11 protein-coding genes are annotated in these 18,322 nt (G+C 71.7%); 4 read left to right on the top strand and 7 right to left on the bottom strand.

Annotation, left to right across the window (positions count from 1 at the left end):
- The first annotated feature begins 169 nt into the window (after positions 1-169).
- Positions 170-820 (top strand): HAD family hydrolase, encoded by a 651-nt coding sequence (locus ACZ41I_RS08620; RefSeq protein ID WP_468513586.1) that lies wholly within the window; start codon positions 170-172, stop codon positions 818-820.
- On the opposite strand, the gene ACZ41I_RS08615 is transcribed toward ACZ41I_RS08620, so the two are convergent.
- Together ACZ41I_RS08615 and ACZ41I_RS08610 are read right to left on the bottom strand one after the other, a co-directional pair.
- Positions 785-1,258 (bottom strand): GNAT family N-acetyltransferase, encoded by a 474-nt coding sequence (locus ACZ41I_RS08615; RefSeq protein WP_363219706.1) that lies wholly within the window; start codon positions 1,256-1,258, stop codon positions 785-787. The two genes, ACZ41I_RS08620 and ACZ41I_RS08615, sit on opposite strands and share 36 nt — an antisense overlap.
- Positions 1,259-1,442: 184 nt before the next feature.
- Positions 1,443-2,060 (bottom strand): TetR/AcrR family transcriptional regulator, encoded by a 618-nt coding sequence (locus tag ACZ41I_RS08610; RefSeq protein ID WP_468513585.1) that lies wholly within the window; start codon positions 2,058-2,060, stop codon positions 1,443-1,445.
- An 84-nt stretch (positions 2,061-2,144) separates the two neighbouring features.
- On the opposite strand from ACZ41I_RS08610, the gene ACZ41I_RS08605 reads away from it, so the two are divergent.
- A complete protein-coding gene (locus tag ACZ41I_RS08605; RefSeq protein WP_468513584.1) occupies positions 2,145-3,479 on the top strand; it encodes an alpha/beta hydrolase in 1,335 nt (444 codons plus the stop codon).
- Between the two features lie 196 nt (positions 3,480-3,675).
- On the opposite strand, the gene ACZ41I_RS08600 is transcribed toward ACZ41I_RS08605, so the two are convergent.
- Both ACZ41I_RS08600 and ACZ41I_RS08595 read right to left on the bottom strand, forming a co-directional pair.
- Positions 3,676-4,821, bottom strand: coding sequence for an RNA polymerase sigma factor (locus tag ACZ41I_RS08600; protein ID WP_468513865.1), 1,146 nt, complete (start codon positions 4,819-4,821; stop codon positions 3,676-3,678).
- A gap of 8 nt (positions 4,822-4,829) precedes the next feature.
- Positions 4,830-5,237, bottom strand: a complete 408-nt coding sequence (locus ACZ41I_RS08595; RefSeq protein ID WP_363219709.1) for a YciI family protein — start codon at positions 5,235-5,237, stop codon at positions 4,830-4,832.
- 301 nt (positions 5,238-5,538) lie between these two features.
- Here ACZ41I_RS08595 and ACZ41I_RS08590 point away from each other — a divergent pair, with 301 nt between their 5' ends.
- Both ACZ41I_RS08590 and ACZ41I_RS08585 read left to right on the top strand, forming a co-directional pair.
- Positions 5,539-6,672 (top strand): SPFH domain-containing protein, encoded by a 1,134-nt coding sequence (locus tag ACZ41I_RS08590; RefSeq protein WP_468513583.1) that lies wholly within the window; start codon positions 5,539-5,541, stop codon positions 6,670-6,672.
- Between the two features lie 48 nt (positions 6,673-6,720).
- A complete protein-coding gene (locus ACZ41I_RS08585; protein WP_468513582.1) occupies positions 6,721-7,803 on the top strand; it encodes a TFIIB-type zinc ribbon-containing protein in 1,083 nt (360 codons plus the stop codon).
- 137 nt (positions 7,804-7,940) lie between these two features.
- Here ACZ41I_RS08585 and ACZ41I_RS08580 read toward each other — a convergent pair whose 3' ends face one another.
- Genes ACZ41I_RS08580 through ACZ41I_RS08570 form a run of 3 tightly spaced genes read right to left on the bottom strand, consistent with a single transcriptional unit; the run spans position 7,941 to position 18,320 of the window.
- On the bottom strand, positions 7,941-12,626 hold the full coding sequence (locus ACZ41I_RS08580) for an amino acid adenylation domain-containing protein (protein WP_468513581.1): 4,686 nt from the start codon (positions 12,624-12,626) through the stop codon (positions 7,941-7,943).
- Positions 12,623-17,380, bottom strand: coding sequence for an amino acid adenylation domain-containing protein (locus ACZ41I_RS08575; RefSeq protein WP_468513580.1), 4,758 nt, complete (start codon positions 17,378-17,380; stop codon positions 12,623-12,625). Before ACZ41I_RS08575 ends, ACZ41I_RS08580 begins: the two co-directional genes overlap by 4 nt.
- Positions 17,373-18,320, bottom strand: coding sequence for a 3-hydroxyacyl-CoA dehydrogenase family protein (locus ACZ41I_RS08570; protein WP_468513579.1), 948 nt, complete (start codon positions 18,318-18,320; stop codon positions 17,373-17,375). The genes ACZ41I_RS08575 and ACZ41I_RS08570 overlap by 8 nt, the downstream gene beginning before the upstream one ends.
- Positions 18,321-18,322: the final 2 nt, after the last annotated feature.

Genomic DNA, 18,322 nt, shown 5'->3' with positions numbered 1-18,322 from the left:
TGGTCAGCGATTGTGGTTGAGCCGGTCGCCCGGAATCACGTCGCGAACATGGTCGAGGTCTTCTGCCGTCCGGCCACGGGCCAGAAGCGCGAGCGATCCGCCGCACGGTGTGCCGCGTCTTCTTGTCGGCGTCTGCTGCTGCCGGCGAGACCGATGGCATGATCACGGGATGATCAGCGAACATGTTCAGCCCAGTTCCGGGAAGTATGTCCTGTTTGATGTCGACGGCACGTTGATCGACGCGGTGGACAACCAGCGTCAGGTCTGGAAGACGTGGGCGGGTCGATACGGGCTGGATCCTGACGTGGTTTACGAGCTGGCGCTGCGGACGCGGCCGATGGAGACCTTCGCGGCGGTCGCCCCGGACCGGGACCCACAGGAGTGCCTGGCTGTGTTGCATGAACTGGAGGACGAGGACGTTCGGTCAGGTGTCTACGACGCTTTCGATGGTGCGTCCCAGCTGCTGTCCACCCTGCCTTCGGGGTGCTGGGGGCTGGTGACGTCCAACTATGAGCATCGGGTGCGTGGACGGTTCGCCCGGACCGGCCTGCCGGTTCCCGGCGTGCTCGTGGATGCCGCCGCCGTCGACGAAGGCAAGCCATCGCCGGTCCCCTATTTGCTGGCCGCTGAGCGACTTGGTGCCAAGCCGGAGGACTGCCTGGTCATTGAGGACGCGCCGTCCGGCATTGAGTCCGGGCGGCGGGCCGGGATGACGGTGTGGGGAGTCAACACTCCGGTCGCTTTGGACGGCGTGCACCGCCACTTCGAGAGCCTGCGCGAGGCGCTACCCGACATCCTCGCCTTCGTCGCCAGAGGCTAGGCGCAGGTCGATCCAGGGCACGGTGTCGCCCTCGCGCAGCAGATAACGCTCGAGCTCGACGAAGCCGTGCTGGTGGGCGAAGCGCAGCCCGTCCGGGTTGGAGGCCAGTACGACGGTCTCGATCACCTGGGCGTCCAGTGCGCGGGCCTGGCCCAGGGCGCGCTCGTAGAGTTGGGTGCCGAGGCCGCGGCGGCGGTACTCGGGCAGGACGCGCGCGATGACCGTGGCGGTGGCGCCGTTGTCCTCGGTGGGCGGGCGCACGGTGGTGCAGCCGATCAAAACGTCGCCGAGGTACGCGACCTCCATGCGGTTGCGGCCGGCGCGGGCCCGGACGTCGTCGAGCGACAGCACGTCGCCGGGGATGATCACATTGTGGACGTACTGCCAGTCGTGGATCGAGGCGTCGTCGTCCACCACTTGGATGCGAAGGTCGGACACCGGCCCAGCAAACAGGTGCCCGCCGTGACCCGTCAAACGAAATTGCTGTGAGAGGAAGTGCAGGTCAGCCAGCCCCGTCAGGAGCGCCCACAGCCCAGCCGATGCGTGGCCGGCCAGGCTCGGCCTTGACAACTTCGACTCGGCCCTGTGTCGGTCGTGTTCGTGAGGCCGCGGGGTAACGGCTTCACGGCGCCGGGTCTGTGCGCCGAAGACCGGGGAGTGCGGCGGGGGTTGCCCAGCCGCGCAGTACGGCATCAATCGTCGACCGAAACGCGGTCTCGGCTGCGGTGCCGTCGAGGCCGCCGGCGAGTTCGAGGGTCACGAGCCCGTGCAGGGCGACCCACAACGAGACGGCGATCTGTGTGGTGTCGCCCGCGAGGATGTGGTCCGCCACGGCGCGGTCGATCGCCGCGACAAGCGGCCGCACCGGGTCGCGGTCACCGACCCGCTGCGACGGGACGAAGGACTGCGCGCCACCGAACAGCACCATGTACAGGTGGCGGTGTTCGCGTCCCCAATGGCGGTACGCCACGGCCAACGCGTACAGATCCTCCAGGGCGGCCTCCGAGCTGGGAACGGCCGTCAGGTCTTGGAACAAGCCGGCGACCGCATGGTCGCGCACCTCGCGGATCAGTCCGTCCTTGCCCTGGAACAAGGTGTACACCGCCGCCGTCGACGTTCCGGCGGCGGCGGCCAGTGCGCGGACAGTGATCGACTCCTGGGGACGGGTTGCGAACATCTCGGTCGCGCATGCCACGAGCCGTTCTCTGACGGCGGCGTCGTTCGTCCTCGGCCTTCCCATGGGAAGCAGTCTACCCATGCTGATAACATCGTTTCAAAACCGCGTTTCAAAACGACGTTTCAAAATAGCTGGGGAGCGATCACCATGCCACCGTCCGTCATACGTTCCTTGCGCTTCATGGGCCGCCTGCTGGCGGCTACCGCCGCGGCGGTGGGGCTCGTCGCCCTCTTCCTGGCATTGATCGTCGCCACCGACGGTGCGGGATCGGGGTTCCCCGCATGGTCCGCGACTGTCGGGGTCGCGGTCATCGCGGCGCTGTGGCGGGGCCGCCGCCGCTCCTGGCGGGGACGGCTGGTGCCCTTCCTGCCGGTGCTCGTCGCAGCGGCCCTGACCCTGTCGGTGTGCATCCCCACCGTCCCCACGACGCGCCGCTACCCGCCCGCCCTGGCGTTCGTGACCACCGAGCACTGGCGCCTGTCGACCGGCAGCCGGGTCGCGGTCTACCACTACCCGCCCACCGGCAACAGCCCCCGGCTTCGCGTGCCGCTCGTCTACCTCAACGGCGGGCCGGTGCGCGGAATCTCGGTGCTCGACCACCACTTCCTGCAGCGGCTCGCGGGCCAGGGCTACGACGTGTACGCCTACGAGCAGGCCGGCGGTGGACGCAGCGACCTGCTGCCCATGAACCAGTACTCGATCACCCGGTCCGTCCATGACCTCGGCGCCTTCGTCGGCAAGCTCGGCAAGGGCCGCGTCGACGTGCTGGGATTCTCCTCGGGCGCGGTCGTGCTCACCCGCGCGCTGGCCGACCCGGCCATCGCCGCGCACCTGCGCCGGGCGGTCATCGCCGAGCCAGGCCCGATGGACGGTCCAACCGCCCGGATCGCGGGGCAGAAGGGCCGACCGTCAGCCCGCGGTATCGCACCGGCCATGACCGGACCGCGCTCCACACACAACCCGCGGTACGCGGTCGCGTTCGGCCTCATGCGGCTCGGACTGCTCAGCCCTGGCAACGGGCTGGTAGGGCAGGCTGAGGGTGACAACGCCTTCACCGCCGCCGATCTCGGCAGCGACACCGCGTCCGCCTACTGCGCGCGGGACGCGCACCGCATCCCGATCGAGGACACGGCGCGGAACTTCTCCTTCAGCGCCGCCGCCAGCCTCCGCATCCAGCAAACAATCAAGGACTCCCCGTCCATCGCCCCTCAGCTGAGGCACTCCCGGACACCCGCGATGCTGATGATCGCCGAGTGCTCCTCCCAGGTCCGGCAGTGGGCGACAACCATCCTCGCGGACAACCCCGCCATCCAGCGCACCCAGTACATGCCCAGCGTCGGCCACCACATGTGGAATGGGCTGGGTGACAACGACCGACGAGCAGCAGCCGTCATTACCGCATTCCTCCAGGACAAGCCCGCACCGCTGCCCGACTACCCGACCCGAGCCGATGTCCCGGCCTTCCTCCGTGACCACAAGTAAGCGGGCAGGCCCCTAGGTCGCGTTCGCAAAGTGGACGCTCGCTCTGCATCACCGAGCTCCTGGAAGGCCGCGACGCCCTCCTGAGCATTGATGACAGCCTGCTCGAACGCCGTCACCGCCTCGGCAAGGCGCCCGTGGTCTGCCAAGAGGGACCCGTGCGCGATGTCGGACAGGACTTTGCCGTAGACGCGACCCGTCAGCGACATCGGCGGGCGTTGAGCCGGGCGGCCTGGCGGGTCAGGTGGTCGCGTTCGGCGAGGGTGGGCGCCTTGTGGGCCGCTTCGGCGTACAGCCGTGCCGCCGTCGCCGGGTCGCCGTCGCGCTCGTGGAGGTACGCCGCCACCGCGGTGTGGCGGGGCAGGGAGGCGTCCAGCTCCGCGAGTGCGCCCAGGCCGGCGCGCGGTCCGTCCGCCTCGCCGACGGCGACCGCGCGGTTGAGCCGGACGACCGGGCTGTCGGTCAGGCGCACGAGTTCGTCGTACCACTCGACGATCTGCACCCAGTCGGTCTCGGCGGCGGTGGGCGCGTCGGCGTGGAGAGCGGCGATGGCGGCCTGGGCCTGGAACTCGCCCAGCCGGTCGCGGGCGAGGGCGGCCTGGAGGATCCCGATGCCCTCGGTGATCGACTCGGTGTCCCACCGGCCGCGGTCCTGCTCGGCGAGGGGCACCAGGCTGCCGTCGGGTGCGGTGCGGGCGGCGCGGCGCGCGTGGTGGAGCAGCATGAGGGCGAGCAGCCCGGCCACCTCGGGGTGGTCGACTGCCGCCGCGAGCTGCCGGGTGAGCCGGATGGCCTCGGCGGCGAGGTCGACATCACCGGAGTAGCCCTCGTTGAAGACCAGGTAGAGGACGCGCAGCACGGTGGCCACGTCGCCGGGCCGGTCGAAACGCACACCGGAGACGGTGCGCTTGGCCCGGCTGATGCGCTGCGCCATGGTCGCCTCGGGCACCAGGTAGGCCCGGGCGATCTGGCGGGTGGTGAGCCCGCCGACAGCACGCAGGGTGAGCGCAACCGCGGACGAGGGCGTCAGCGACGGGTGGGCGCACAGGAAGTAGAGCTGGAGTGCGTCGTCCGCCGCGGCCGCGGGCCCGGGTGCCGGCTCCTGGTCCAGGAGGTCCTCGCGCCGGCGGCGGGCGGTGTCCGCGCGGGCCGCGTCGAGGAAGCGGCGCCAGGCCACGGTGATCAGCCAGCCCTTCGCATCCCGCGGCGGGTCGGTGGGCCAGACGCGAACGGCCTCGAGCAGCGCGTCCTGCACGGCGTCCTCGGCCGCCGCGAAGTCGGCTCCGCGGCGGACGAGTATGGCGAGCACGCTCGGCGTGAGGCTCCTGAGCAGGACCTCGTCCATCGGTGACATCACTCCGTGATGGTGGGCGGCGCGGCCAGGAACGGGCGCACCTCAAGCCACTCGTGGATCGGCTTGCCACCCGCCCCGGGGGCGGCCGACAGCTCCCCGGCCAGCTCGACGGCGCGCTCGTAGCCGTCGACGTCGATGATCATCCAGCCGGCGATGAGGTCCTTGGTCTCGGCGAACGGCCCGTCGGTGACCGGCGGACGCCCCTCACCGTCGTACCGGACCCACGCTCCTTCGGGGGCGAGCGCCTGACCGTCGACGAACTCGCCGGTCTTCTCCAACCGGGCCGCGAAGTCCTGCATGTACTGCACGTGCGCCGAGATCTCCTCCGGCGTCCACTGGTCCATGGGCACGCCGTTCACCGGAGCCGGGGCGCCGCGGTAGTGCTTCAGCAGCAGGTACTTGGCCATCGTGGTTCTCCTCGGTGCTGGTGCGACCCATTGTGGTCGCGTTCACCCCGGGGACGGAGCCGGTTACGGATTCTCGACATCGCCGTCCAACATTTTCCGTCCCACATTTTTCAGGGCCTCTGAGTCGATGACGCCCGCAGGGGCCGGCGGGCTGGGGCCCGTCCCCGCACGTAGCCGCGTGGGACGGCAATGGGCATACTGTCGGCTGATCGCTTGATCGTCGCGGGGTCACCCGTCCCGGGACCGGCTGGGGAGCGGCGGTCTCCGGAAACACGGGGAGTGGGGGATTGTCGTGGGGCTGATGGACCGCATCCGCGGTGAGTTCATCGACATCATCGAGTGGACCGACGACGGCCGGGACACCATCGTGTGGCGCTTTCCGCGCCACGGCAACGAGATCAAGATGGGCGCCCGGCTCGTGGTGCGCGAGTCGCAGGTGGCCGTCTTCGTCAACGAGGGCCGGCTGGCCGACGTCTACCAGCCCGGCACGTACACCCTCACGACCCAGAACATGCCGGTCCTGTCGACACTGAAGGGCTGGAAGCACGGCTTCGAGTCGCCGTTCAAGGCCGAGGTCTACTTCGTCACCACCCGGCAGTTCACCGACTTCAAGTGGGGCACCCAGAACCCGGTGATCCTGCGGGACGCCGACTTCGGCATGGTCCGCGTCCGTGCCTTCGGCACCTTCGCCGCCAAGGTGGTGGACGCCGCCGCGCTGCTGCGCGAACTGGTGGGCACCGACCCGCAGTTCCGCACCGAGGAGGTCGGCGAGCACCTGCGGCAGCTGATCGTCTCCAAGCTGGGCTCCGCGCTGGGCTCGTCCGGCGTGCCGCTGCTGGACCTCGCCGCCCGGCAGGACGGCATCGGACAGCAGCTGGCCCAGGCGCTGACCCTGGAGCTGTCCTCCACCGGCATCGCCATCCCCCGGTTCTACATCGAGAACATCAGCGTCCCGCCGGAGATCGAGGCGGCGATCGACACCCGCTCCCGGATGACGATCACCGGCAACCTGGACGACTACGCCAAGCTCCAGGCGGCCGACGCGATTGCGATCGCCGCCGCCAACCCCGGCACCGGCGGCGACGCCCTCGGGCTCGGCGTGGGCATGGCGCTGGGCCAGCGGATCGTGCAGAGCACGTCCGGTGCGGCGGCTCCCTCGGCCCCGGTGACGCAGGCCCCGGCGCAGCCCGCTCCCGCCGGCGCCGACGTCCCGCCGCCGCTGCCCACCGCGCCGCGCTGGTTCCTCGCGGTCGGCGGACAGCAGCAGGGTCCGTACGACGAGAGCGCGCTGGCCGGGCAGGTGGCGGCCGGCAACCTGACCCGTACCACGCTGGTCTGGCGCAGCGGGCAGACCGCCTGGCAGCCCGCGGACCAGGTCCCGGAGCTGGCGCGGCTGCTCGCCGACGTCCCGCCGCCGCTGCCCCCGCAGGGCTGAGATCCGCCACCCGGAATCTTCCGGCAACAGGTCACAAGGAGAAGTGAGTTGACGGATCAGGACGTCGCGTCGGCGCCCGACCGGGCGTTCCAGTGCGAGGCGTGCGGCGGCGTCAGCGAGTACGCGCCGGGGACGTACGCGCTGCGCTGCACGTACTGCAAGCACGAGCAGGACATCACGCCGATACCGCGGCAGGTGGCCGAGCATCCGATCGAGGAGCTGGCCGCGCTGCCCCGCCGGGCATCCGTGCCGGGCCGGGTGAAGGTGTACACGTGCCCCGGCTGCCGTGCGGTGACCGAGAGCGACACGCTCAGCGACAAGTGCCAGTTCTGTGCCACCCCGCTGGTCGCGGACGCCTCCGGCACCGAGCGCGTGGTCCCCGAGGCGGTACTGCCCTTCGGGGTGGGCCGCGAGCAGGCCCGTGACGCGCTGGCGGAGTGGACCAGGTCCCGCTGGTTCGCGCCCAACGAGCTGAAGAGGGTCACCGAGGCGGAGACCTTCCAGGGCAGCTACCTGCCGCACTGGACGTACGACGCGCAGACCACCACCCAGTACACCGGCGAACGCGGCGAGCACTACTGGGTGGAGGAGGAGGACTCCGAGGGCCGCACCCGGCAGGTGCGGCACACCCGCTGGCACCGCACGTCCGGGACGGTCGGCCGGTTCTTCGACGACGTGCTGGTGCCCGGCAGCGGCCAGGTGCCGGTGGAGGAACTGGACAAGCTGGCCCCCTGGCCGCTGGAGGAGACGGTTCCCTACCAGGAGGAGTACCTGGCGGGCTTCCGTACCGTCCGGTACGACGTCGAGCCGGAGGCCGGCCTGGAGTCGGCGAAGGCGCGGATGGCGCCGGTGATCCGCGCCGACTGCAAGCGGGACATCGGCGGCGACGAGCAGCGGGTGCACTCGATGTCCACCTTCTACAGCGGCCTCACCTACAAGCTGGTGCTGCTGCCCGTCTGGTTCCTGACCTACGTCCACGCCGGCAAGGCGTGGCCGGTGATGGTCAACGCCCGTACCGGCGAGGTCATCGGCGAGCGGCCGTACAGCGCGGTGAAGATCACCCTGGCGTCGGTGGGCGGCGCGCTGCTGATCGCCCTGGTGGTGCTGCTCGTGGTGATGCTGCGCAACTGAGGACGCCGCCCCGTCCCCGGCGACCCGTGGCGCTGCCCCGCCCATCCGTCCGGACGGCTCCGGCACGGCGGCATCTGCCACTCGGGCAACGGGCGAAGGCGTGGCCTTCACGGGGCAGCCGGGCACGCGAGCAGCCGTCAGCGTTCCTTCGGCCCTGACAGGTCGATGTCGTGGACCGGGAGGTCCGGGGTGGCGGCGACCGTATGCAGCAGTCGTGTGAAGCGGGTGCAGAGGGCCTCGACGGTGGACCGGTCGAACAGTTCGGTCCGGTATTCGACGACACCGTCGAGGCCGTGGCAGGTGCCGTCGGCGTCCCGCCGCTCGAACAGGCCGAACGTCAGGTCGAACCCGGCGGAACCCCTGCCGACCAGGTCCACCGTGGCGGACACGCCCGGCAGCTCCAGCCTGTCGGGAAGGGACGGTGTGAGCACCAGCATCACCTGGAACAACGCCCGGCCGAACACGGCGTGCCCGCTCGCCGCCCGCCGTGGCGCCTGCGCCTCCACGACCAGGTCGAAGGGCACGTCCTGGTGGGCGAAGGCCGCGAGGTCGGCCTGCGTGACCCGGCCGAGCAGCTCGCGGAAGGTCGGCTCTCCGGAGGTGTCGGTGCGCAGTACGAGCGTGTTCACGAAGAAGCCGACGAGACCGTCGAGCTCCGCGTCCGCGCGGTCGGACACCGCCGTGCCGATCGGGATGTCCGTACCCGCGCCGAGGCGGGTGAGCAGCGCTGCCAGTGCGGCGTGCGCCACCAGGAAGAGGCTGGCCTGCTCGGCCGCGGCCACCTCCAGGAGCTGCCCGTGTACGTCTGCGGGGACGGTGAAAGCCACCGTGTCGCCGGCGCTGTGCACCGGGCGCCCGGACGGCGCCTGCTCCGTACGGTCGGTGGGTAGCGGGACGCGTTCCGGCAGACCGGCCAAGGTCTTGTTCCAGTAGGCGAGCTGACCGGACCGCAGGGCGCTGGGCTCGTCGTCGGAGCCGAGCAGTTCACGCTGCCACAGGGTGAAGTCGGCGTACTGGATGGGCAACGCCGGCCAGCCCGGGGCGTCACCGCTGACGCGGGCCCGGTACGCGGTGCCGAGGTCGTCCAGCAGCCGCCGCAGCGAGGCCCGGTCGCAGGCGATGTGGTGGATCAGCAGGAGCAACGTCTGCGTGTGCGAGGCCTCGGTGGTGAAAAGGACCGCCCGCATGGGCAGTTCGCTCTCCAGGCGGAAGGGGCGGCCGGCCGCGGCGTTCAACGCGTCCGGCAGCCGGTCCGGGGCGACGGGTTCGACGGTGAGTGCCGGGCGCGCGGCCGTGACCGGCAGGATGTGCTGGACCGCCTGGCCGTCCCGCTGCTCGATGAGGGTGCGCAGGGTTTCGTGCCGGGCCGTGAGGTCGCCCAGGGCGGCACGGAGCGCCTCCTGGTCCAGCTCGCCCTCCCAGCGCAGCACCAGGGGAACGTTGTAGGTGCTGTCGGGGCCGGCGAGCCTGTGCAGGAACCAGAAGCGCCGTTGGCCGAAGGAGAGCGGGACCGGCTCGGGGCCGCGGTCCTCGGCCAGCGGGAGCGGGAGGACGGGCCGGGGCCCCGGTGCCACGGAGGTGACGCCCGGATGCGTCGTGTCGCCCAGATGAGCGGCGAGCCCCGCGACGGTCGGGTGGGCGAAGACATCCCTGACATCCAGCTCCTCCCGGGCGCCGAGACCGGCTCGGCGCACCATGGTGACCAGCCGTGTCGCGAGCAGGCTGTCACCCCCGAGGTCGAAGAAGTCGTCGTCGGCGCCCACCTGCTCCACGGCGAGCAGATCGGCGTACAGCCCGGCCAGTTCGGCCTCCAGTGGCGTGCCCGGGGCTCGTGACGGCGTGTGCGCGCGGGCGCGGGGGGAAGGGAGCGCCGCCCGGTCCAGCTTCCCGTTGGGGGTGATCGGCAGCCTGTCGAGCGGGACGAACAGGGACGGCACCAGATGCGCCGGAAGCCGCTCGCGCAGCCATTCCCGCAGCCGGGCAAGAGCCGGCTCGGGGTGGTCCGCCGCCGTCTCACGGGTGAGGACCACGTAGGCCACCAACTGTGCGGCCGCGTCGGCTCCCTGTTCGCCGGCCGCCTTCGTGCGGGCCGGATCCCGCGGAACGCCGGAGCTCGCCAGCACGGCGCCGCCCGCCACGCCGGGGGCGGCCAGCAGCGCCGCCTCGGTCTCGGCCGGTTCGATCCGGAAGCCACGGATCTTGACCTGGTTGTCCGTCCTGCCGAGGTACTCCAGTGAGCCGTCACGCCGGGCGCGTACGAGGTCGCCCGAGCGGTACAGCCGGGACCCGTCGGGGCCGAAGGGGTCGGCGACGAAACGCTGCGCCGTCAATGCCGAACGGTGCAGATAGCCCCTGGCCACACCGGAACCCGCGACATACAGTTCACCGGCCACCCCGGGGGGCACCGGGCGCAGCCGGTCGTCCAGCACATACAGCCGGGTACCGGCGAGGGCCTTGCCGATCGGGACGGCCCGCGCCGCGCCATGGTCGCGGCCCAGGTCGAGCCGGGTCGAGAGGACCGCGGTCTCGGTGATGCCGTACATGTTGACCAGGGCGGGCGCGGAGCCCTGGTGCCGCTCGTACCAGGAACGCACGACGGCAGGGGAGAGCGCCTCACCGCTGAAGATGACCCAGCGCAGGGCCAAGTCCCGCCACTGCTCCGGCTCTTCGGCGTCGGCCTGCTCCAGCGACCGGAAGGCGGAGGGCGTCTGATTGAGCACCGTCACACGCTCCCGCACCAGCAGGTCGAGAAAGGCGCGGGGGGAGCGGCGCACCTCGCGGGGGACGACCACCAGTCGGCCACCGTGCGCGAGGGCGCCCCACATCTCCCACACGGAGAAGTCGAAGGCACAGGAGTGGAACATCGCCCAGGTGTCGTCGGGGCCGAAGCCGAACTCGGCGGCTCCCTCCTGCAGCAGCGCCACCGGACCGCGGTGCGGGACCACCACGCCCTTGGGGCGGCCGGTGGATCCGGAGGTGTAGATGACGTATGCGGCATGGTCGGGCGTCAGCGGCTCCGTGCGGTCCGCGTCGGTCAGGTCGGCGTCGCTCATCGCCGACGCGGCCGCGGCAGCTCCCGTCGGGTCCGTCCCGGACAGAACGCATACCGGCTGGGCGTCGGCGAGGATCCGCTCCGTGTGCTCCTGCGGCCATTCCGTGTCGAGCGGGAGGTAGGCCGCGCCGGTCTTGGACACCGCCAGGATCGCGGTGACCAGATCCTCGGAGCGCGGGAGCAGGACGGCGACGGTGCGTTCGGGTCCTGCGCCGCGCTGGATCAGCGTCCTGGCCAGCCGATTGGCGCGCGCGTTGAGCTCCGCATAGGTGAGCTGCCGGTCGCCGTGGCCGACCGCCGGGGCGTGCGGAGTATGCGCAGCCCAGTGTTCGAACAACTCGGGGAGTGTACGCGGCGAGGGGGGTGCGGGGGTGGCGATGCGCGGTACGAGCAGCCTGCGCTCTTCCGGTGCCAGCAGATCCAGCTCTCCGACAGGGCGCCGGGGGTCGTCGATCAGCTGGTCGAGCAGGCGTACGCAGCGGTCGGCCTCGGCGGCGACCTCCTCGGGCTCGTACCGTCCGGCCTCGGCGTGCGCTTCCACCATCAGGCCGACCCGGCCGCGTGCCGGCCTGATCACGAGGGAGAGGTCCTCCACCGCGCCGGTGTTGAGCTGCCGGAGGGTCATCGGCCGCCCGGCGAAACTGCGGCCGAAGCTGAACGGAACGATGTTCGCGGTCAGCTGGTACGGCGCGTGCGCGGACCCGGTGAAGCCGAGGTCGCGGCGGAGGTCCTCGTACCGATAGCGCTGGTGGTCGACGGCGAGGGCGGTCGCCTCGCCGACGGTCCGGATCAGTTCGGCGGCCGACCGGCGCAGGTCTACCGGTACCCGCAGCAGGAGCACGTTCGACGCCGCGCCGGTCACGGCACCCGCCGTCTTGGGGGTGCGGCCGGCGACCGGGAACCCCACGACGGTCTCCTCGCCCCCGCCGGTACGGGCATGGTCCAGCAGGACGGCGGAGGTGGTCGCCAGCACCGTCCAGGGGACGTCGAGCTCGCGTGCGCGTGCGCGGAGGGCGGCCAGCCGGTCCTCGGGCATCCGGGACGCACCGCGCACCGGTGCCCCGCCCGTCCGGCCGGGTATGTCCCGGTCGGGTGCGGCGGGCCGGGACATACCCGGCCGGACGGCTCCCGGCCAACCGGCCATCTTCGCCGTCCAGAACTCACGGTCGGCCTCGAAACCGGGCGTGGAGCGGTAGGCCCGCTCGGCCTTGAGCAGGGTGTCCAACGGCACCTGGTGGCCGGGCTGCGGGGACTCGCCGCGCTCCAATGCGGCGTAGATCTCGCCGAGCCGTCGGGCGAACAGTGCCAGGCCGAAGCCGTCCACCACCAGGTGGTGGACGAGCAGATACCAGCAGACCCGGTCCTTGGAGAGACGCAGGAACGCGGTCCTGAACACCGGACCGTTCTCCAGGTCGAGGGGGCGGGGGATGTCGGCCCGCATCCAGTCCAGCGCGGCGGCCATCGGTGCGGGTTCCCGCTGGACGTCGACGACCGGTATGTGCCAGGCGGGCAGGGGGCCGGCCCATTGCCTCGGCTCCCCGGAGGCCGTGACGGCGAACCGGGACCTGAACGGCTCGGTCTCCGTCACGGCGAACCGGAAAGCCGCCTCGTACAGCTCCGGGTCGAGATCTCCGGCGATCTCGAACACACTCGCCAGCTGGTACCGGACCGGAGGCGCCAGCTGCTGCGCCCACCAGATCCCGTGCTGCATCGTGGTGAGCGGCATCGACGGGTGATCCGCCGGGTGCACATGCTCTGGCTCGTTCCTCACGGAGTGTTCACCGACCCCTTCTGTGGTGCCGTGGCGGCCCACTGTTCGACGAGGACGCGGCCGACGTCGCGGAGCGCGGCGGGGTGTCCCATCTCCATGTGTGTGCAGTCGACCGGCAGGACCTCGAGCGCCCCCTTGATCAGCGGACGCCACCGGCCGAGCGCGGTCTCGGGCGAGTGGTCCCGCGCGGTGAACATGACGGCGTCCCCGCCGAACGGGCGAGGCTTGTGCAGGACGGCGACCCGCGCGTTGTTGGTGAAGGTCCGGGCCAGCGCGGCGATCCGCTGCTCGTCGAACGAGGCCAGCGACCCCTCCTGCGCACGGGCGATCTCCACGAGCCGCGGATACGTCAGCGACTCACCCGCCCACAGGGAGGGGTCGTAGCCGAAATGCTCCAGGAGCATCGCGAGGACGTCCCGGCCGGCGACCGAACCCGGCGCTGCCTCGGCCGAGGCAGCGGCGTCGGCGACGTCCGCGTCCATGGGGTAGGCGTCCAGCATCGCCAGCGTCTCCACCGACTCGCCGCTCTCCTCCAGCAGCACCGCCATCTCGTGGGCGACCACCCCGCCGAAGGACCAGCCGAGGAGGTGGTACGGGCCCGTGGGCTGGACGGACCTCACCTGGTCCAGGTAGTCCGCCGCCATCTCCCGCAGGGACGCCGGCAGAGCTTCGGTGCCGTCCAGGCCCCGGGCCTGCAGCCCGTACACCGGCCGGTCGGCGCCGAGCGGCGAGGTGAGTCCCGCGTAGCACCAGGAGAAGCCCGCCGCCGGGTGCACGCAGAACAGGGGCGCCTTGTCGCCCGACTCTCGCAGCGGCAACAGGACTCCGAAGCCGCTCTCGGACGTCTCCTGGATGCCTTGCGACGTGTTGCTCGCGGTGTCGCCGCCCGTCTCGGGCGAGAGGAAGGAACCGACGCTTCTGGCGGGCTCGGCGGCCGCTTCGGTCAACACTGTGGTGAAGCGTTCCGCGAGCGCGACGACCCACTCGCGGTCCAGCGGGTGGTTCTCGAACGCCACTACGGTGTCGAAGGAGCCGCCCACGCCGGTGATCTGATGGATCTCGCCGAGACCGATGTGCTGGTCCGGCAGCAGCGCGGCCTGCTCCTGCTGCAGCCGGCCCAGCAGCGCCCCGAACGATTCCGCCGGGTCCAGCCGCACCCGGGTGGGCACCATGTTGGTGAAGGACCCGGCCTTGGTCTCCGCTGCGGCGAGCTCCGCCGGGCGGCCGGAGAAGACCGAGCCGAACACTATGTCGGTGCTGCCGGTCTCCTGCCCCATCAGGATGGCCCACACCGCCTTGAGCAAGGTGTCGGTCGTGACGCCATGCCTGCGCGCCACGTCGGCCGCCGCGGCAGAGGTCTCCACGTCGACCTCGAAGAGCATGGTCCTTGGGGCCGGCGGTTCCTCGGAACCCTCCCCGGGCGCCCCTTCGGTGGTGGTGCTCACCCCCTGCAGGGCCGCACGCCACGCGTCCTCCGCCTTCGTACGGTCCACGGCCTGCGAGCTCTTCGTACGGCTCGCCCCGCGCGCGACCCGGGCCAGCGCTGCGACCGTCTTGTGCTCGAAGACGTCCTGCGGTGTGAGGACGAGACCCACCCGGCGCAGTCGGCTCAGCAGCTGGATCGACATGATGCTGTCCCCGCCGAGGTCGAAGAAGCCGGCGTCCTTCGGTACTTCGGAGAGCCCGAGCACCTCGCCAAACACCCGGGCCACGTGCTCCTCCCGGGCCACGGGATCCTCACGCGCTCCGTCGGCGGCCGGCGGGTCGGCCTCCAGAGGCCGTACGCCCGTCGGGCGCTTCTCGCGGTCGAGCTTGCCACTGCCCGTACGCGGCAGCACCGAGGCGGCTTTCAGTTCGGCCGGGACCAGATGTGCCGGCAGCCGCTCGGCCGCCCAGTCCCGCAGCGCGTGGCGGCTGGGGATGCGGGCTCCCTCCGCGGGCACCAGGTAGGCCACGAGCCGGGCGTCACCGCTCGCCCCCTTCCGGACACAGGCCATGACCTCGGTGACGGCGGGGTGCCGGGCGATCACCGCCTCCACCTCGCCGAGTTCGATACGGAAACCGTTGATCTTGACCTGGGCGTCCGCGCGGCCGAGGAAGTCGAGCTGCCCGTCGGGGCGCAGGCGGGCCAGATCACCGGTCCGGTACATCCGCTCGCCGGGCGGGCCGAAGGGGTCGGCGACGAAACGCTCCGCGGTCAGCCCGGGCCGGCGCAGATATCCCCGGGCAAGGCCGTCTCCCGCCAGGTACAACTCGCCCTGACCGTCGGCTGCCACCCGGCGGAGTGCGCTGTCGAGCACGTAGGCGCGTACGTGGCTCAGCGGCCGTCCGATGGGCGGTGCGCCCTCCGGTACCGGACCGTCGGCCGCCGAGGCGGTGGCATGGACGGTGGCCGCGGTGGCATGGACGGTGGCTTCGGTGGGCCCGTACACGTTGAGCACCCGGGTGCCGGGCATGATCTCCCGGATCCGCGCGGCGAGGGTTGCGGGGAGTGCCTCACCGGTCATCGAGAGCGTCGTGGCCGACACCTCGAGACCGCCGGTCTCGATCAGCTTGGAGAACACCGAAGGGATGGCGCACAGCAGACCGCCCGACCAGCGCGGAGGGTCGCCGTCGAGCAGCGACAGGAGATTGCCGACCACCTCGACGCTGCCGCCGCCCGCCAGCGCCGGGAAGATCTCGGCCACCGACACGTCGAAGCTGAAGGAGCTCGCCGCCAGAACGTGTGCCAACGACTTGGCGCCGAACTCGGCAGCCGCCCAGTCCACCAGTGCGACCACACCGCGGTGCGGCACCACGACCCCCTTGGGCGTACCGGTGGAGCCCGAGGTGTAGATGACGTACGCGGGATGCGAGGGCAGCAGCGGCTCGGGGCGGTCGGCGTCGGACGGGGCCGTGGGTGACAAGTGCTCCAACTCCCCGGCGATCGCGGGGCAGTCGAGCCGGACGGTCGTGGTCGACCGGCTCACCACATCCGCGACGGACGAGTCGGTGGCGGTGTCGGTCAGCACACAGACGGGTTCCGCGTCCTCGACCATGAAGCGGAGCCGCTCGGCCGGGTAACCGGGGTCGAGCGGCAGGTATGCGGCGCCGGTCTTGAGCACCGCGAGCATCGCCACGAGTGTCCCGGCGCACCGGGGCAGCAGCAGCCCGACGACCGACTCCGGCCCGGCACCCCGGTCGAGCAGGAGCCGGGCCAGCCGGTTGGCACGCTCGTGGAGTTCCGCGTAGGTGAGCTTGTCGTCGGCGCCGATGACGGCGACCGCGTCGGAGTGGCTCCGGGCGGCGCTCTCCAGCAGGTCGGTGAGCGTTCGGCGGGATGCTTCGGAGGCGGTGAGAGTTCGGCGGGCTGTCCCGGAGGCGGTGCCGCTCGTCCAGGAGCGAACGGCCGCCCACTCGTCCGCCGCCGGCAGACCGAAGCTGCCCAGCGGGTCCCCCGGACCGGCCACGGCCCGGGACAGCAGACGCCCGAAACGCCTGGCGTGCGCGTCGAGCTCGGCGGCGGAATAGCGATCTGCCGCACCGCTGAGGACGACCCGCAGCCGCCGGTCCACGGGGTCGTCGTCGAGGACGACGCGGATGTCGTGGACCGGGTCGGGCACCAGGTCGCGGACCACCACGGACAGGTCACCGAACTGCACATGGGTCCCGGGGGTGCGGATGTCGGCGATCGGCCCGAACAGCCGGGGCCGATCGTCCGGCGCCCCGGCCTCGCGACACAACTCCCGGTGGCCCAGCCGCTGGTGCCTGACCGCCTCGCGCGACTCCCGGGCGACGTCCTGGACGAGCTCGGCGAAGGTGGCGGTGGACCGTACCGTCAGCCGGAGCGGCACGATGTACTCGCTCGCGTCCGGGACACGCCTGCTCACCCGGCTCGGCCGGCCGTCCATCGGCATGCCGATCACCACGTCCGTGGCGCCGCTCAGCCGGTGGGTGTAGGCCGCCACGGCGGCGCACAGCACCGCCCGTGCCGGCACACCGCCGCAGCGGGCGATGGCACGTACGCGTTCGGTGTCGGTGGTGCCGAGCGTCATCGGGCGGGAGTTCACCGGCGCCCGCAACCAGCCGGCATCCCGGGCGGGAGCGGACGCGAAGGTCACCGGCTCGGGGAGGTCGGCGAGCCGCCGGCGCCAGTGGGCACGGTCGGCTTTCTGCGCGGCAGAACCGGCGTACCCGGCCGCTGCCGAAGCCGGCTGGGCCCGGGTGACCAGGGCGCCGTCAGCGGCCGAGCGGCCCTCGGCGAGCGCCGTGTACACCTCGGAGACCCGACGGGTGAGCAGCGCACAGCCGAAGGGGTCGACAACGGCGCGGTGGTGTTGGTGGAACCAGTGGTGGAGGTCCGGGCCGAGCCGCAGCAACGCCTGGGTGGACCAGGGCAGCCCGGTCTCCGCGCCGCCCCGTGCGGGCTCCGCTGCCCGCTGGAGCGCCGCGCGTGTCCACGCATCGGCCGCGCCCCGCGGGTCCGCCTCCGTGCTCAGGTCCACCACGGGCAGCGGCAGGCCGTCCGTGATCTCCGGGGCCGGCGGTCCGTCCGGTCCCTCGCCGGCGAAGCGCATCCGCAGTGCCGTGGTCTCGGCCACGACCTGGGCGACCGCCTTGCCCAGCGCGGTGAGGTCCAGGTCGCCGTGGATCTCCACGAGCTGGGCGATGAGGCTGCTGGGGGCGGTGGGCCCCGAACCGGAGTGTCGTACGGCAGGCCAGGCGTCCTGTCCGGCGGCGGACATGCCCGTGGGCGCACCGCGGTGGTCAGCCATGGTCGGTTCCTCCCCGCGCGACGATGTGCTGTGGCGCGTACTGGTAGAAGCCTCTGCCCGACTTGCGTCCCACGTTGCCCTCGGCGACGAGACGGGCCAGCAGGGAGCAGGGCCGGAAGCGGTCCTCGCCGGTATGCCGGCGCAGCACCTCCAGCGAGTCGGCGATGGTGTCGAGACCGATGAGGTCGGCCGTGCGCAATGGCCCCATGGGGTGACCGAAGCAGTCCTGGAAAATACGGTCCACGGTCTCGGCGTCGGCGGTTCCCTCGCCCAGCACGGCGGCCGCCTCGTTGAGCGTCAGCATCAGCACCCGGTTCGTGACGAAGCCGGGGGCGTCACGCACGACGAGGGCGTGCTTTCCGATGCGGGCGAGGAACGCCTTCGTGCGCTCCACGGTGAGACCGCTGGTCTCCGGCGCGCAGATCACCTCCACGGCGTCCTTGAGCGGCGCCGGGTTCATGAAGTGGGTGCCGATGACCCGGTCGGGGCGGGTGGTGAAGGATCCGAGGCGACCGACCGGGATGCACGAGGTGTTGGACGCGAAGATCGCCTCGGCCCCGCAGATCCGGTCCAGCTCGCTCAGGATCCCCTCCTTGATGTCCTCGTCCTCCCGGGCGCACTCCACCACCAGGAGAGCGACCGCCATGTCGGCGAACTCGGCGGACCAGGTCACGAGGGACTCGACACGGGAAGCGTGCACGCCCGCCCGCGCCTGCCGGGACCCACGGCGCAGCAGCGCGGCCGCTCTGATCCCGGCGCGGATCCGAGCCGGCCCCGAGGCCAGCGCCCCGGGATCGTTGTCGACGACGACCACGGGGTGGCCGGCTTCGGCGAAGCACTGCGCCACACCGACCCCCATCGTGCCCGCGCCGACGATGCCCACCAGTGACCCGGCCGGAACGGTCTGCGCGGTCTGTTGAATGTCTGTCTGATCGCCCACTG

The sequence above is a fragment of the Streptomyces sp. NPDC030799 genome, from assembly GCF_055572255.1.
The sequence above is the reverse complement of the archived record's forward strand: the minus strand, read 5'-3'. Positions and strand labels throughout refer to the sequence as shown.